This window comes from Microthrixaceae bacterium, from assembly GCA_023957975.1.
Classification (GTDB): domain Bacteria; phylum Actinomycetota; class Acidimicrobiia; order Acidimicrobiales; family Microtrichaceae; genus JAMLGM01.
This window is the reverse complement of record JAMLGM010000011.1, coordinates 1-16,286: the sequence shown is the minus strand read 5'-3', so window position 1 is coordinate 16,286 and position 16,286 is coordinate 1. Positions and strand designations below refer to the sequence as shown.

Annotated in this window: 14 protein-coding genes; 4 read left to right on the top strand and 10 right to left on the bottom strand. The window is 67.3% G+C overall.

Annotated features, from left to right (window positions below; all coding sequences use genetic code 11):
• Positions 1–94 precede the first annotated feature (94 nt).
• From guaA to M9952_14515, 4 genes are all read right to left on the bottom strand, one after another.
• Positions 95–1,651 carry a glutamine-hydrolyzing GMP synthase gene (guaA, locus tag M9952_14530; protein ID MCO5314139.1) on the bottom strand — a complete coding sequence of 519 codons (1,557 nt, stop codon included), beginning with the start codon at positions 1,649–1,651 and terminating at the stop codon, positions 95–97.
• A gap of 48 nt (positions 1,652–1,699) precedes the next feature.
• The gene (locus M9952_14525; GenBank protein ID MCO5314138.1) at positions 1,700–2,530 is read right to left on the bottom strand and encodes an alpha-hydroxy-acid oxidizing protein; all 831 of its coding nucleotides are present in this window, start codon (positions 2,528–2,530) and stop codon (positions 1,700–1,702) included.
• Between the two features lie 97 nt (positions 2,531–2,627).
• On the bottom strand, positions 2,628–3,017 hold the full coding sequence (locus M9952_14520; GenBank protein MCO5314137.1) for a hypothetical protein: 390 nt from the start codon (positions 3,015–3,017) through the stop codon (positions 2,628–2,630).
• Positions 3,018–3,118: 101 nt separating this feature from the next.
• Positions 3,119–3,940 carry a CoA pyrophosphatase gene (locus M9952_14515; GenBank protein MCO5314136.1) on the bottom strand — a complete coding sequence of 274 codons (822 nt, stop codon included), beginning with the start codon at positions 3,938–3,940 and terminating at the stop codon, positions 3,119–3,121.
• Positions 3,941–4,005: 65 nt separating this feature from the next.
• On the opposite strand from M9952_14515, the gene M9952_14510 reads away from it, so the two are divergent.
• Together M9952_14510 and M9952_14505 are read left to right on the top strand one after the other, a co-directional pair.
• Complete coding sequence (locus tag M9952_14510; GenBank protein MCO5314135.1) at positions 4,006–5,454, top strand: hypothetical protein; 1,449 nt, start codon at positions 4,006–4,008, stop codon at positions 5,452–5,454.
• Complete coding sequence (locus tag M9952_14505) at positions 5,454–6,791, top strand: O-antigen ligase family protein (protein ID MCO5314134.1); 1,338 nt, start codon at positions 5,454–5,456, stop codon at positions 6,789–6,791. The genes M9952_14510 and M9952_14505 overlap by 1 nt, the downstream gene beginning before the upstream one ends.
• Before the next feature lie 6 nt (positions 6,792–6,797).
• Here the strand turns inward: M9952_14505 and M9952_14500 are convergent, their stop codons facing one another.
• From M9952_14500 to M9952_14485, 4 genes are read right to left on the bottom strand one after another with little or no spacing between them, the layout of a single operon-like run.
• A complete protein-coding gene (locus M9952_14500; GenBank protein ID MCO5314133.1) occupies positions 6,798–7,217 on the bottom strand; it encodes an adenylyltransferase/cytidyltransferase family protein in 420 nt (139 codons plus the stop codon).
• On the bottom strand, positions 7,214–7,996 hold the full coding sequence (locus tag M9952_14495) for a CDP-alcohol phosphatidyltransferase family protein (protein MCO5314132.1): 783 nt from the start codon (positions 7,994–7,996) through the stop codon (positions 7,214–7,216). Before M9952_14495 ends, M9952_14500 begins: the two co-directional genes overlap by 4 nt.
• A gap of 1 nt (position 7,997) precedes the next feature.
• Entirely contained in the window at positions 7,998–8,678 is a 681-nt protein-coding gene (locus tag M9952_14490; protein MCO5314131.1) for a hypothetical protein, read from the bottom strand.
• Positions 8,679–8,685: 7 nt separating this feature from the next.
• A complete protein-coding gene (locus M9952_14485) occupies positions 8,686–11,232 on the bottom strand; it encodes a hypothetical protein (protein MCO5314130.1) in 2,547 nt (848 codons plus the stop codon).
• Positions 11,233–11,489: 257 nt separating this feature from the next.
• Between M9952_14485 and M9952_14480 the strand changes: the two genes are divergently transcribed.
• Together M9952_14480 and M9952_14475 are read left to right on the top strand one after the other, a co-directional pair.
• The gene (locus tag M9952_14480; GenBank protein ID MCO5314129.1) at positions 11,490–12,725 is read left to right on the top strand and encodes a glycosyltransferase; all 1,236 of its coding nucleotides are present in this window, start codon (positions 11,490–11,492) and stop codon (positions 12,723–12,725) included.
• Complete coding sequence (locus M9952_14475) at positions 12,725–14,029, top strand: hypothetical protein (protein ID MCO5314128.1); 1,305 nt, start codon at positions 12,725–12,727, stop codon at positions 14,027–14,029. The genes M9952_14480 and M9952_14475 overlap by 1 nt, the downstream gene beginning before the upstream one ends.
• Here M9952_14475 and M9952_14470 read toward each other — a convergent pair.
• Both M9952_14470 and M9952_14465 read right to left on the bottom strand, forming a co-directional pair.
• Complete coding sequence (locus tag M9952_14470; GenBank protein ID MCO5314127.1) at positions 14,010–15,119, bottom strand: glycosyltransferase; 1,110 nt, start codon at positions 15,117–15,119, stop codon at positions 14,010–14,012. The genes M9952_14475 and M9952_14470 overlap by 20 nt on opposite strands.
• Positions 15,120–15,246: 127 nt before the next feature.
• On the bottom strand, positions 15,247–15,987 hold the full coding sequence (locus M9952_14465; GenBank protein ID MCO5314126.1) for a sugar transferase: 741 nt from the start codon (positions 15,985–15,987) through the stop codon (positions 15,247–15,249).
• Positions 15,988–16,286: the final 299 nt, after the last annotated feature.

Here is a 16,286-nt window from a genome sequence, read left to right as displayed (position 1 = left end):
GTCATAAAAATGTTCTCAGGGCTCTTCGAGCGGTCAGTGGGTGCGTGCGCCCGCGGAGCGGCGAACGCGGACCGCCCCGCCGCGGCCCAGCCCGTCACTCCCACTCGATGGTGCCGGGCGGCTTGGAGGTGATGTCGTAGGCGACCCGATTGATACCGGGAACCTCGTTGATGATGCGGCTCGCCATCGACTCCAGCACGTCGTAGGGAATGCGTGCCCAATCGGCGGTCATGGCGTCTTCGGAGGTCACCGCGCGGATGATGCACGGATAGCCATAGGTGCGCTCGTCGCCCATGACCCCCACCGACCGGATGTCGGGCAACACCGCGAAACTCTGCCAGATCTCGCGCTCAAGGCCAGCCGTGCGCAACTCTTCGCGCACGATGGCGTCGGCCTCCTGCAGCACCGCCACCTTGTCGGGGGTGACCTCACCGATGATGCGCACACCGAGGCCCGGCCCCGGGAACGGCTGCCGTTGCACGATCTCGTCGGGCAACCCGAGCTCGGAGCCGACCGCACGCACCTCGTCTTTGAACAGGCTCCGCAACGGCTCGACCAGTTCGAAGTCGATGTCGTCGGGCAAGCCGCCCACGTTGTGATGGGACTTGATCGTGGCGGCGTGGCCCGACCCCGACTCGATGACGTCGGGATACAACGTGCCCTGCACCAAGAACCCGGCGCCCACCACCTGGGCCTTCGCGTCTTCGAAGATGCGGATGAACAGCTCGCCGATGGTCTTGCGTTTGGCCTCCGGTTCGGTGATCCCCGCCAACGCCGTGAAATACCGATCGGCCGCCTGCACGTGAATCAACTCGATGCCCTGATGCCGTTGGAACGTCTCGACGACCTGCTCGCCCTCGTTCTTGCGCATCAGACCGGTATCGACGAACACGCAGGTGAGCTGATCGCCGATCGCCTTGTGGACCAGGGCCGCAGCCACCGCCGAGTCGACGCCGCCCGACAGCGCACAGATCGCCCGACCCGCACCGACCTGCTCGCGGATCTGAGCGACGGCCTCGTCGATGAAATTCGCCATCGTCCAGTTCGGCTCGCACCCGGCCGCGTCGTACAAGAACCGTTCCAACAGCCGCTGCCCACCGGGGGTGTGGGCCACCTCGGGGTGATACTGAACGCCGTAGACCCGGCGCTCGACATTCTCGAACGCGGCCACCGGCGCATCGGCGGAATGGGCCAGCACGGTCGCACCCTCCGGCGCCACGGTGATGGCGTCGAAATGGCTCATCCACACGACCTGATCGGCGGCATCGTCGAACAGCGAACCCGTCGCATCGACGGTGAGGTCACAACGGCCGTACTCGCCACGGCCTCCCTTGTCGACCGAACCGCCGAGATCGCGGCTGATGAGTTGTGCGCCGTAACAAATCCCGAGGATCGGCACGCCGAGGTCGTAGACCGCCGGGTCGATCGACGGGGCTCCCTCGACGTTGACCGACTTCGGGCCGCCCGAAAAGATGATCGCCGCCGGCTGACGCCGCGCCACCTCCTGTGCGGTGATCGTGTGCGGAACGATCTCGGAATAGACCCGGGCCTCGCGGACCCGCCGAGCGATCAGCTGCGCGTACTGCGCACCGAAATCGACGACGAGCACGGTTTCGCCGGGTGCTGCCTGATGCTGAATGATGCCGCTCACCGTGTCGATTCCTGCCGTCCGATGCCCACTGTTACCTTCGCGGGCGCGCTAGCGCGTCACCACGAGTTCCGCGCTCTGGAATTCCTTGACCGACTCAAACCCGCACGTCGCCATCGTGCGGCGAAGGTCGCCGATCACCCCCGCCGAGTCGCTTCCCACCGCCTCGACGAGCACCGCGTCGGCCCCGCACGCAATCGCCTTGGCCACATCGCCGCCGGTACGAACCGGCACCGCCGCGATGATCTGGGTGTACACCCCGGTTTCGTCGAGGTGGCGCGAGCGGGCGGCGCGCACATCGGCGATCGCCGTGGCGAGCGGAACGTGCACGCCCTCCGAGGCCAGGTCGCTCTGCACGATCACCGCGGTCGCCCCGGTTCGCATGAGGTGCAACGCCGCCTTGTAGGAGGAACAACCGCCGACGATGACCGGCACCTCGATCGAACGCACCAGCTTCTTCAGGTTGAGGGTGTCGCGGGACTTCGACACGTGCTCGGCAGACACCACCCGACCCTTGATGACCAACAGGTCGGGTTGGGTGCGGCCGAGCGCTTCGAGCAACTCCTCGGCGCGCTGGGGGCGGACCGCAATCGCCGACACCTCGCCGTCGTCGTCGATCTCCTCGAGCACCTCGCCGATGGCCTCGACGTCGAAGGAACCGTCGCCGTTGGTGAACCGCTCGGCATCGAGCACCGCCAACCCGCCGGGAATCGACGTCGCGTCGACGGTCATCAACGGAACGTCGAACTCGAACGCATCGATGCTCCAGGTGGTGGAGACGTCATCAGCGTCGCGGGTGCGTCGCGACGGGATGATCGACACGTCGTCGAGTTCGTAGCCCTGCCGCGCCGACTTGCCGCGTCCGATTTCGATTGATGCCATGACCATGTCCTTCACCCGGCACTCCGCGGCCGGAAAAGGCGCCAGTCTAGGCCTCGGGTTTCGCCCCCATCCACAGCGGGGCGAACCGTTCAACAGATCAGCGTCGAAGCGACTTCAACAACTGACGCGCCACGGTCGAGTTCATCTCCCACGCCGCCCGCACCCCGGCCTTTTGCACCTGACGCACGACGCCACCACCGGTCATCTCCTCGATCGAGTCGAGTCCGCCGACGAGCGCTTCCTTGGTCGTGTCGGTCGCCTTGTAGCCGAGCCCGGTCAGGCCTTTCAGCAACTCGCTCTGCGCAACCGGAGCCGGCGCGGCCGCCGCGATGATGCGCAGCGCGTCCTTGGTGAGTTCAGCACCCTGCTCGATCGCCTCAACCGCTGTCAGGGTCCCTTCCGGGGCCTCCTCGAGCGACGCCAACCAGCGCCGAACCTTCACCACGATCTCGCCGTGGGTCTCACCTTCAAAGGTCAACATCGCCATCGGCACACCTCCCTGTGGATCAGACGATAGCGGCCGAACCGCCGAACGCGTCCTGCCGAACGCGTCCCGACGCGCGCCGCCCGACCTTCAGCGCCCGACCTTCAGCGCCCGAAGTGCTCGGGGCCTCGCATCAACTCCTCGAACGCCTCCGGGGCGAACACGACCGTCAACAGCTGATTGATCATCGAAGCCGTCGCACCCCACAACGTGTCGCCGTAGAGCTCGAAGAAATGCACGGGATGTTGATACCCCGCCTCGGGGGCGTCGCGAAGCGTGGAACCGCTCCAGGTCCACAACTCCTGGCGATAACACCCCTCCTCGAGCAGGTCGGCGAAGCTCACCTGCAAGATGGCGTCGACCTCATCGGGACTGGCCACGACGCTGGGGCGTTGGTCGGTCTCGAACACGATCGGCACGACGGCCTTGTCGCTCGTGAACGTCACCATCGGGTCGAGCGCCGCGATCGGTTCGACCGAACCGGGATCGAGCGCCACCTCCTCACACGCCTCGCGCAGCGCCGTGCCCACCGGAAAGACGTCGCCGTCCTCCTCGCCGCCACCGGGAAAGGCGATCTCGCCTCGATGGGTCCGCATGTGCCAGGCACGCCGGGTCAACAACAGCTCCGGCCCCCGCCGCCCCTGTGACAACACGACCGCAACCGCACTGCGCTGTCGGGACTGCGCCACCATCGACATCGCCCGATCGATCGACATCTGCGTCAATCGTTGTGCGATGTCGTCGAGGTCCAACGACGGGACACTACCGATGGCACCCGACCACGCCGGAGCAGCGCCGAGACGCGCCGAGGTCGGACGAGGGATCTCCTGAGGGCCGCCACGGGGCGCCGGCTCGAGCGACGGCTCGGGCGACGGGCCAGGTGCTGGGCCAGGCGAAGCCTTCGGTGACGGGTCGAACGATTCCACAGCACCGCCACCATAACGGGCGCCGCACCCCTCACATCTCGCCCCGACCCGCCGATGGGAACGCCATGTTCGCAACCGAACCGACGCAACCGCAGGCTGCCCCGGGCATCATCGAAGCCGCCCTGCGCTACCGAAAGCTCATGACCGCGGTGCCGCTCGCATGTGTGCTGATCGCCGTGGTCTTCACGGCGCTTCGACCCAACTCGTTCGAAGCGGTCGGCAAGGTCACCCTCACCGACCCCCGCGGCAGCGCTACCTTCGCCGATGGGATCTCCGTGGTGGACTTCGCCCGCTACAGCGCGGAGCGCGCCGCGTTCGCCACCTCGAGCGACGTGCTCCAGGCGGCCGCCCAGAACTTCCCCCGGGCCGGCTCGGCAGCCGACCTGCGGTCGAACTGCTCCGCCACCGCAGCCGCCGCCTCGACGGTCATGACCGTGACCTGCCAGTTCGGCGAGTTCCGCACCGCCACCGGGGCCGTCGACGCCATCGTCGCCGCCTACCGCGACGCCACGGCGCGCCAGTTCGACGACAAGGCCGAACGAGCGCTCGCCGCGCTCAGCGGCGAATCGCCCCGTGCCGACTCCGGAATCCCCGGCATCGACCTCTCCGACGACGGCCAGATTCAACAACGCATGGCGGAGATCAACACCACCCGCGCACTGTTCGGCGACGGCGTCGACGCCTACGACCCGGCGCGGGTCCCCTCGTCGAGCAACTTCCTCGCCCGCCTCGTGCGCAACGTCGTGATCGCCGGCATCATCGGCTTCCTCGCCGCGGTGCTGATCGCCTGGTTCCGAGCCGACCGCGAACCGATCGGCGAGAACTCCGCAGACGTGTCCTCCTGGCTGGGCCTGCCCATGCTCGGCGAGGTCGGCTACGACCTCGTGAGCGCCAAGACCATCGACATGGTCGCGGTGCCCGAGCCGAGCTTTCAGCGGATCACCTCCAACATCGACGCGGTGTTGTCGGGCGACACCGTGTTGTTCACCCCCGCCGACCTCATGGCCCACGACGCCGACGTCGTCATCAAGACCGCGCTCGTCGCCGCCCGCGCCGGCAAGCGCGTGCTGCTCATCGACGCCGACCACGGGGCGCGCGGCGTGTCGACCATCCTCGGGCTCGACAACCGTCTCGGATTCGCCGACGTCGTCGCCGGCAGCGCGGAGGCCGACGAGGCAACCGTTCGCCTGCGCTTTGGCGAGAACAGCGCCATGACCTCGTCCGCCCTGTTCCTGATGGGCCCCGGCGGCGATCCGTCCCAGCCCCCGGCGTTGTTGCGCACCGGCGCCACCGAATCCGCGCTCGTCGACCTGCGACGCCACTACGACCTCATCCTCATCGACGGACCGCCGCTGCTGAGCGCAGCCGGATCCTCGGTGCTCGGCCAAACCGTCGACGGAGTCGTCGTGCTCATCGAACGCGGCACCAGCCGCGACGTCATCGACCAGACCCGGCGTCAGCTCGACTTCCTCGCCAGCGACACGCTCGGCTACGTCTTCGTCCACGGTTCGTGATGTCGCACCCCTGGCGACTCCCCTGGCGACTCCCCAGCCTCTGGACCGACACCTGGCCGGCGGTGCTCGGCCTCGCCATGATCCTCGGAACCGAGTACAAGTTCCGCCAGCGCGAACTGAACGACTCGTTGTCGGCCTCGGTCGACCTGGCGATCGTCGTCGAGCTCGCCGTGTTCGCCCTCGTCGCCGGGTACCTCATCGGCTACGTCGTCACACCCCCGCGCTGGAACCGCCCCACCGCCGTGCAGTTCTTCATGCGCGGCTACACCGCCGCCATGGTGATGTCGGTGATGTACAGCTCCTATGTGGTCCTCGGCGCGGTTCGGGCGATGCAGTTGTGCATCATGGTCGCGTTCTCGAGCGCGATCGCGGCGAACGCCCGGCGAGGTCAGGTGCTGCAACTGGCCCACGCCTATGTCGGCCTCGTCACCCTGTCGGTGTTCATCGGCCTCGTCTACCGCGTGCCGTTCTCGCCCCTGCAGGCCCACCGGTTCAACTGGCTCTATGTCCACTCGGTCACCGCCGGCGCGATGTTGGCCCTCGGCATCACCATCGCGCTCGGCCTGGCCACCAACCACAGCCGATTCCGACTCGGGGCCCAGCGCTGGCCACGGCCGCTCTATCTGACATGTCTCGCGGTGATGGGTGCCGCGTTGGTGGCCACGCAGACCCGGGGCGCCGTCATCGCGGCAATCGCCGGCGTGTTCGTGGTCATTTACCTCACGGTGCCGGTGCGGGAGCGCATTCCGCTCGGCGTCCTGGGGTTCGTGGGCCTGGCGCTCGCGGTGTTCAGCTTCTGGCCGGTCATCCTCGCCTACCTCGCTCGTGGCGAACCCACCGAGAACCTCACGACCGTGTCGAACCGGACCGAACTGTGGGGCATCGCCGTCGACCTCGTCTCCCAGAAGCCGCTCACCGGCTGGGGGCTGTCGACCTCACGCGGAGTCTTCTATGACCGGGTCGGACTCGGCGGGGCCCACAACGCGTTCATCAACGTCGCGGTCGACGGCGGCCTCATCGGCCTCGGGCTGTGGCTCGGTCTCGTCATCGCCATCGGGCTCGGAATTGCCCGCCTCCAGCGGCTCCGCCACGGCGACGCTCCGTTGCTCGGCGGGGTACTCGCGTGTCTGATGGTGAACGGGTTCACCGTCGAAGGCGTCGGGTCGGGAGTGGGCGTGTCGGCGCTGTGGCTGCTCATCCTCGGCGCCTGGGTCGGAGTCCTGCAACGCGAGGTCGGACCCACCCAACGCAACACTCAGGGAACGATGGCGCTCACCCCGCTCGCCGCACGGGAGCGCGCCACACGAGAGCGCGCCGGCAACACCGTCAGCGTGTAGCGAGAGTCACGAACACGCTTCGCGAAGCTCGCGCCGCAACCGGGTGCTCGAGATGTCCTTGGTGTAGCTCAGATACACGACTTCGGCACCGACGCGGGCCATCGCCGCCTCGAGCGCGTCCCCCTTGGGGGTCCCCCGCCAGTCGTCGCCCTTGAAGATCACGTCGAAGCGAACCCGTTCCCAGATCACCGCCTTGTCGCTCGACGGGTCCTCGACCACCTCGTCGACCCAGTCGAGTTCGGCGACCGCCGCCATACGCGCTTCGAGCGGCTCGGCCGGACGCTCGCCGCGCTGGAGTTCGGCAAGGTCGTCGCCCACGACGCCGACCACCAACCGGTCGCACCGCTCTCGCGAACGTTCCAGCAGCCGGAGGTGACCGACATGTAAAAGGTCATAGGCCCCCGGCGCATAGCCAACCACCGTCATCGTCGCACCCGCTCTCGATCGATCTGCTGCATCTGGCGGAACCGGCTCCGCCCGCTCACCCCGAGATACCCCAGGTTCGCGAGGGCCAACAGGGCGTATCCGCCGAAGAACACCGTGGACGACGGCCGCATGACCATCCACAGACACTGCACGCCGTAGTCGGTCGGGGCGTTGAGCACCATGAACCACCAGGCCTGCGGACGTTCGGGGGCGGCGCCACCGGCGCCACGGCGAAGCTGGTCGGTGAGGATGAAGATGAGAAACAACGTGGCCGCAACCATGCCGAATGCCAACGCGGTCACCTGCGGCCACACGCCGAGGTCTGCGTCGAACCGGTAAGCCGACACCAGGATCGCCCCGTGAAAGACGCCGAGTTTCACGCTGTCGAGCGTGTGGTCGAGCCACTCACCCGCCAGCGACCCACCCGTGGTGAGGCGAGCGAGCTGACCGTCGGCGGAATCGATGGCGTAGCCCAACACCAACAAGGCGGTGGCCAGGATCGACTGGGGCCAACTCGGCGACATCACGGCGAACACCAGGAGGCCCGCCGCCGTGAAACCGAAGCTGATGAGCGAAACCTGATTCGGCGTCAGGCCGACTAGGTGTGCGAGCGCTGCGAAGCGACGCCCGAGTGGCCGGTTGATCAGCAACGAATACGGCGGGGCACCGCGCGAGCTCTTCTGATGAGCGGCGAGGGCCGCGATGTCGGCGCGATACCGGGCGAGCGCAGACGGTTCAGGCGGCACCGCCGCCACGTCGACCGGACTCTCGGCACTCATGTCATCCCTCATAGCCGCGGTCGACACAGATCTGCACGAACGCTTCGGCGGCACCCGCCTCTGAGTGGTTGAGCGCAGCGAGCGCCAATCCGTTTGCGGAGGTGTGGATCTCGGCGACCGCGCTCTGATCGGCGCGCACCGCGGCGACGGCCAGGTGTCCGGTGGCGGCATCCGCCGACAGCTCGCCGAGTCGGACCAACCCGATCTGAGCGTTCGCGCAGGCCAACTGGGCGGCCTCGTCGAGGCGGATCTCGGCCCCGCGACTGTTGCGATCCCACGTCTCGGGCAGGCCCGAGGTAACCGCTTCGAGGTCCGACACCGAGTTCCCGGTGACGGGGTCGGTCGCGCTCGAGACCACCTCCTCCAAGGCCCCGCGCTCGCCTACGGCGCTGTCGTCGACGGCGTCGATGGCGGGATCGGAGGGTGCGGCGGTGACGGTGGACGACTCAGCGTCGTCGGCGCCGGTGTCGGCGCCGGTGTCCGCCTCGTCCGACGGCTCGAGGGCCGGCCGGTTCTCGTCGGGAACCGTCGCGCCGCTGACGTCGGCCGAGCGGTCGCCGTCGGCCTCGTTTCCGGCGCAGGCTCCGTAAACGAGGACTCCGACGGTCACGAGGAGGGCGGTGACCGAGCGGCGGGTTGTTCCGCCGGCGCCGATCTGATGTGTGGGGAAGCGCAAAGTCATGAAATGGTCAGCCTGGGACGGTCAGCCGGAGCGGATCGGACGGGGCCGAGTTTCGGTTGCCCTTGTCGACCGAACGCACCTCGTATCGGCGCGTCCCCGCCGGGACATTGGTGTCGACGAATGTCTCGGTACCCGCAGCCACGAACTTGACGAATTCCCAGTCGCGGTGGATCAGGTAGCCCGACAGGCCGACCCCACCGGGGTTCGGCAGATCCGTCGACGGCGACCAGGTGAGGGTCACCGTGGTCCCGTTCACGGTGCCGGCGACATTCGTCGGCACCGTCGGCGGCTCGTTGTCGGCCAGGCCCACCGTGACGATGACCACGGCCGAGGCGGAATACCGCTCGCCCTTGTCGACCGCACGGACCTCGTAGCGACGGTTCCCCAACGCCACGTTGTCCTCGGTGAAGGTCTCGGTGCCCGCAGCCACGAACTTGACGAACTCCCAGTCGCGATGGATCAGGTAGCCCGACAGGCCGACCCCACCGGGGTTCGGCAGATCCGTCGACGGCGCCCAGTTGAGCGTGACGGTCTGACCCGTCGGCCCCGAAGCGGCACCGACAAGACCCGTCGGAACCGTCGGCGGCTGATTGTCGACCACGCCGACGAACACGTTCACCACCGCAGGGGCGGAGAAGTTGTCGGCCTTGTCGATGGCGCGAACCTCGTACCGACGGTTCCCCAACGCCACGTTGTCCTCGGTGAACGTCGTCCCGTCCGCCACGAATCGTACGAATCCCCAGTCGCGATGGACCAGGTATCCGGACATACCGACCCCACCGGGGTTCGGCAGATCGGTCGAGGGCGCCCAGGTGAGCGTCACCGTTTGACCGTTCGACGTCCCGACGACGTCGGTCGGCACCGTCGGAGCCTGGGTGTCGGGGCCGGCAACGGTGACCGACACCGGCACGGGGTCGGAGATCCGACCGCCGGTATCGACCGAACGGACCGTGAAGGACTGCACCGACCCGGGCGTCAGGTTGGTGAACCCGAAGGACAGGCCGTCGGTATCTCCCGCGAACGTGCCGCCGCGGTACACCTTGTAATACGAGATCGGCAGGGGCGAGGCCGGGGTCTCCCACGCAAGACGGACCCCGCTGTTCACGCTCGTCGCCGTCAGGTTGGCCGGGCCGAGCGTCGGCTGGCAGTACCGCCCGAAGCCGCCGAGGTAGGCGCCGTCCGCGCGGTGGGTGTAGTCGCCACCGATGTACACGCAGTGGTTCGAGTCGACGAAGATCGCATACGTGCCGACCGAGGGCTGGCGCAACTGCGGCCACCACGCGGGCACCGTGTTGTTCGAGGTGTCGAACCCGTGAGCGAAGCGGTTCCGCGTGCGGCTGTTGGTGAACGAGTTGTAGATCGCGTTGTCGGCGTAGCAGTGACATCCGCCGAGCACCATCCCGTTCTCGGTGATCTCGAGAACCTGGTAGTCGCCGCCGCCGGTGAACCCACACGACGGGCTGAAGTTGTTGCAGGCGATCCCGGAGGTGACAAAGCCGACGCGCTGGTTGTTGGCGGTGTCCAACACCTGGATGATGTGTTGGGCTCCGCCGACGTATACCCGGTTGTTCGCGTACACGACCGCGACGGTGTCGCGCTGACCGTTCGGCTGGTTGTTCACGTATGCCGCCAAGCCCGGGATGTAGGCGCCGGTGGCTTCGGTCACGCTCGCGAAACGGGCCGTGTTCGGTTGACCGTTCACCGAGGTGAAAAAGCCCGCCGCATGGATACGGTTGCGATCCTTGTCGATCGCCAGCTGCCAGACGCCTCCGGCATACATCGGTGCGAAGCTGAGATCGATGGCGCCGGTCAGGCCGTCGAGGCGGGCCATGCCCTGGCGGAACGGCGACCCGTTCGGGCCGTGCACGTTGGAGATCTGACCGGCGATGTACACCTGGTTGCCGTCGACGACGATGTCGCGGACCATCGGTCGGTCGCCCGCGGTGATGTGCGTTGGGAAACCGGCGTTGGTTTCGCCGGTCACCGGGTCGACCTTGACGAGACCACCGCGGGCGACGCCGTTGACCTGGGTGAACTCGCCGCCGACCAACAGGTTGCCGTCGGGGCCTTCCTCGACCGTATAGACGGCGCGGTTGAACACCGGCCGAAACGAGGGGATCCAGGCACCGGAGTCGCGCTCGAACGCCGCGAGGTACGACTGCGGCACCACCTCGCTGGTGGGGTCGTCGGCGTTGCGCTGAACGCCGGTGAAGATGCCCGCGACGTAGATGGTGTCGCCGATCTCCGCGAAGTCCCAGACGAGCGACTTGGCGACGGAATAGGTCGTGCCCTTGCCCACGACCCCCCACTGTTTGATGGGGGTCGTCTCGAGCGTGGCCAGATCGACCGACGGCAGGACGCCCGGATCGCGCGGAGTGGTCTCGGAACTCGGAGACTGGGCCGGCGGAGTTGGGATCTCGTCGGCGCCGACGTTGCCGAGTGCCAGCCCGCCGGCGACGACACCGAACACGGCGAACACGGCAAGCGCTGCACGTCCGAGCGTGCGGGAACGTATCGACGCCGGCGGCTGATCGGATGGAAGGGATGTGCTCACTGGTTCTCCTTCGGCGACGCTGGTCGCTACAGCAGATGAATTCGCCGGTAACACATTGAATCGACAATGCGCGTGTTTCAATTGAGAATTTAGTACCGTTGCGGCCGAAATCCGCCTCAGGCGGCATGGGCGAAAGTGCCCGGTAGACACCCGAATTCGGCGAGATTCACGACGCTGAGCGCTGCGACCCGCGCGAAGGGTGAAATACCCCACCCGGTCCGTGCAAGCCTTCGCGAACCCGCCGATAGCCTGAGCGAATGCCACGAGCCTTCCGAGGCCCCCACACCTCCAGCACGGCACTCGACATCGGCGTCTACGGCGCCCGGGGCGTGCCCTCCACCTATTCCGGTTACGAGACCTTCCTCACCCTGCTGCTCCCCGAACTCGCCAAACGCGGCGACCGGGTCACGATGTATTGCCGAAGCGGCGAGGACTTCACCAACGACGACTGGCAAGGGGTACACCGCAAGGTTCTCCCCACGATTCCCGGCAAGAACTTCTCGACGCTGAGCCACGGCCTCGTCGCCGGAGTCGCCGCCCGGTTCGCCCGCCACGACGTCGTGTTGGTCGTCAACGTGGCAAACGCCGCCTACTGCGCACTGTCGCGCTACACCCGACAGCCCGTCGTGCTCAACGTCGACGGGCAGGAGTGGCTGCGGGGCAAATGGGGCAACAGCGCCAAGACCATCTTCTTGAGGTCCGCCCAGATCTCGCGCCACTGCGCCAGCGCCCTGATCGCCGACGGCGCCGCCATGGCCGACATCTACCGCGACGAATTCGCCTCCGACACCACCGTCATCCCCTATTGCGTCACCAACGGCGACTGGACGAAAGACCCCGCGACGGTCCAGAACCTCGGCCTCGAGCCCTACCGGTACCTGTTGATCGCCGGCCGCCACAACCCCGAAAACAACATCGACCGCATCGTGCGCGACTACGCGGCCGGCTCCCACCCGCTGCCCCTCGTGGTGCTCGGCACCGCGAACTACGACTCGCCGGTGACCACAGCCATCGCCGAACTCGCCGAACGAGACGAGCGCATCCGAATGCTCGGCCACGTCGGCGATCGCAACGCGTTCTTCGATCTCGTGCACCACGCCAAGGTGTACCTGCACGGCCACTCCGTCGGCGGCACCAACCCCAGCCTCGTCGAGGCGATGGGAACCGGCTCACGCATCGCCGCGTTCGACACCGCGTTCTCCCGCGAGGTGCTCGGCGACAACGCCGAGTACTTCAACCTCGACGAAACCGCCGGACCGAACGCCGGACTGAACAGCCTCGACCGCGCCGTGACCACGATCCTCGACGACAACCCCACCCACGACCTGCACGTGCGCGACCAGACCGCAGCGCGCGCCGGCGACCTGTACAACGTCGACGACGTGGTCGGCGCGTACCGAGACCTGCTCGCCGCCGCGGCCAACAGCCGCCGACCCGTTTCCCTGCGGACCCGCTGGGCGGCCGGCACCAGAGCGAACGCTGCCTCACGCTGATGCAGACCGGGTTCGTCGCCAAGATCACACAGCGGCGCAACGTCGTCGGCGGTGCCGGCGCCGCGATCGCCAGCCAGGGGGTGGTCGCCGCTTCGAGCCTCGCACTGCAGATGCTGGCGTTGTCGCGCCTCGGAAACCAGGGCCTGGCCATCTTCGCCCTGCTCGTACCGGGCATCATGGTCACCGCCACCGCCCTGCACACCGGATGGATCGGCGACCCGTTGGTCCTGCTCGACCGCCACGACCCACCCATCCGACGGGCCCTGGTGCGGGCGAGCGCCATCTCGGTGTTCGCCAGCTATGCGTTCGGATTCGTCGGTGCGCTGATCTTCACCGACGTCAGCGTCAAAACGGCGGCCATCTTCGGCGCGGCACAGGTCGTGTGGCTCATCGAGGAAACCGGCCGACGCCTCCTCATGGCACGCCTCGAATTCGTCAAGCTCCTCGTCAACGACATCGCCTATGCGGTGGTCGCGGTCGGGGCGATCATCGCGTTGATGACCATGTCGACCCTCACCATGGACTGGGTCCTCATTGCGATGTTGTCCGGGTCGATCGCCTCCGCCGTCACCGCGGTCATCCAGTTGCCACGAGAAGAGCTCCGGTTGCCCAGCCCCGGGCCGGCCGCGTGGCGCACCCTGTTCGACGTGTCGGTGTGGCGCTCAGGACAGCTCATGATGCGACCGTTCGGCATGTTGTTGGTGCGCTGGTCGGTGAGCTACTTCGTCTCGGCCGAAGCCCTCGGCGTGATGGAGGCGGGCCGACTCGTCATCGCGCCGATCCTCACCGCGGCGATCGGCATCGGCGGATTCACCCTTCCGTTCTTCACGCGACGCCGCGACCAGGGTACGGTCAGCGTCCCACTCATCGCCGCGTTCACCACGCTGTCGGCCCTCGTCGCCGTGCTGTACATCCCCGTCGCCCTCGCCATCAGCGGACCGTTCGAGCGGATCAGCAACAGCGACCCGATCCCCCTGCTCCTCACCGCGTCCTGGTCGATCTACGCCGTCGCCTACGCCGCCAACGTTCCGGTCGCCAACGCACTCACCGCGCTGCTGTACAGCAAGCAGGTGCTCGTCGGCCGAGTGATCGACTCGGCGTTCATCGTCGTGATGAGCATCGTCGTGGTCCATCTCGACGGGGTCCGCTACGTGCCCCTGGTCATGACCGCCGGCATTCTGGTGGGCACCGCCCTGCCCGTGCTGTCACTGAAGCGCAAGGGCATCTTCGACGACCCGGCGCACATCGCCCCCGCCGAATTGGCCCCGGCGCCCTCGGCGAAGCTCAGCCCACAAGCCGGGTGACGGCCTCGGCCACCCCGCGAGCCGATCGTTCGGTGGTGAACCGGTCGAGGTATCGAGCGCGGCCCGCCGCCGAATACCGCTCGCGCACGTTCGGATCGCTCATCTCCTCGACCGCCTGGCGGATCCCGTCGGGGTCGACGAGTCCGACGAGACGGCCCGTCTCCCCATCGATCACGATGTCGGTCGGGCCCCCGGGTTGAGTGGCGATGACCGGCAGGCCGGCGGCTTGGGCTTCGACGGTGACGAGCGAGAAACCCTCCGGCCAGGTCGAGGGCATCACCGCGAGGTCCATGCCCGTGTACATCGCCGTGATGTCGCTGCTGTAGCCGTGCCAGACCACCCGATCGGCGATGCCGTACCGCTCGACCTGTTCGTGCAGCGCCGCTTCGATGTGCGCGTGCTCTGCGAGCGCGTCACCCCAGAAATGAATCCGGTAGTCGGCACCCTGCGCGATCTGCGGCCCGAGCGCGTCCAACAGCACGGCCTGGCCCTTTTGGGGGTGCAACCGACCGACGCACACGATCTCGAGCGGAGGCGTGGACGCATCGGGTCGACGCCCCACCACGCCCGGGTCATCGACCCCACCGCAGACCACCTCGATCCGATCGGTGAGGCGCGGTTCCACACGGCGAACGAACGCTGCGGTATGACTCGAGTTGCTCAGCGCCAACGACGCGACCCGGTTGACCTGGCTGAAGATGAGTCGATTCTGTCGATCTCCGGCACGGGGCACCTCGCGAACGTGAACGACGACCGGAGCGGGAACCACCGTGCGGATGAACGGAAGGATCATGTTCGCGACCGTGTTGACGTAGACGCCGGCGAAGTTCCGCTCCCGATGCAACCGCCGGAGCAACGCGGCCGTTCTGGCGACGCGAATCGACGCCGGAATGATACCGGTGGGCGTGGCGAACTTTCGTCGCAACGCGAAGTCGGGTGCGATGATCACCTCGATACCGGCCTCGCGCAACATCGCAACGGTCGGGCCATCTGCCGCAGCAACGACGGTGACGTCGTAGCGTTCGGCGAAAATCGGCGCGATACCGACGAGCGCACGGTCAGATCCGTACCCGTCCGCGGACGGGGACACCACGAGCAATGATCGACGAGGGGACACGGAAACTCCGGGGGGAAGGCTCGCAGTTGACGTTGGAAGTGTATCGCCGCGCTACTGAAATACGGCGGGGACGCGCTCCGCGCGCGATGGGGATCGCGGCTCAGCGTCCGCCTTGACCCGAGACCACCGAGACGGTGTCCCACAGGATCGACAGGTCGTTGCGGAGGGTGATGCGTTCGAGATACGGCAGGTCCTCGTCGAAGCACTCGTGCAGCAGTTTTCCGGTCTGACGGGTCGTCACCTGCCATTCTCCGGTCATCCCGGGGCGGATGCTGTGGCGACGGTGGCCGTGGCCGTGGATCTCCTCGACGATCGTCGCCAACTCCGGGCGGGGCCCGACCAGCGACATGTCGCCGTTCAACACGTTCAGGAGCTGCGGAAGTTCATCGACGCTCAGCTTGCGGAACAGACGTCCGATCGGCGTATGGCGCGGGTCGTGGTCGGCCTTGTGGGTGACCCGACGGTCGGGCCCGGCAAAGGAGTGGTGAGCCTCGCGACGGCTCCAATGCATCGTGCGGAACTTGTACATCCCGAACACCTCGCCGTTGCGGCCGACGCGCTCCTGGGTGATGATCACGTTCGGGCCGAGCACGATCCGCAGCATGAGCCATTCGATCAACAGCACCGGGCTCAGGGCGACGATGATCGCGCTGGCGCCGACGATGTCGAAGGCCCGCTTGCCGAAGCGTTCATACAGCCCGCGGCGCCGATCGTCGAGCGCCGGCAACGCCCGCAATGGCGACCGCTCGTCGGTGAGCCCGGGCGAGCGAGTTCCCGGCGGCGGTGCCAACGTCACGCCTTTGGCGCGCCGGCGGGGATCGAGCATTGGGGTGGGTTCCACGGAAGAGGTTGCGAATTCGCCAAGAGTCATGATGCGTATCCGGCCACCGAGACAATGTGAGATTCGTGGCCGGCGTCCAGCAAACCAGACGTCGTCTCACGAAACCATGAGTCATCTTGACCAGTGCGACATAGGTCACCGTGACACACCGAGCGACGATTGCCAACCAGAAAAACGACGACCCAGAAAAACGACGACGGGGTGGGGCCGACGACTCGGCCCCACCCCGTTTGACGATTAACCGAACGTTGCGGCCCCCGCCGGTGCCGCCACCAGGGTTGTACAACATGCCGCCCCAG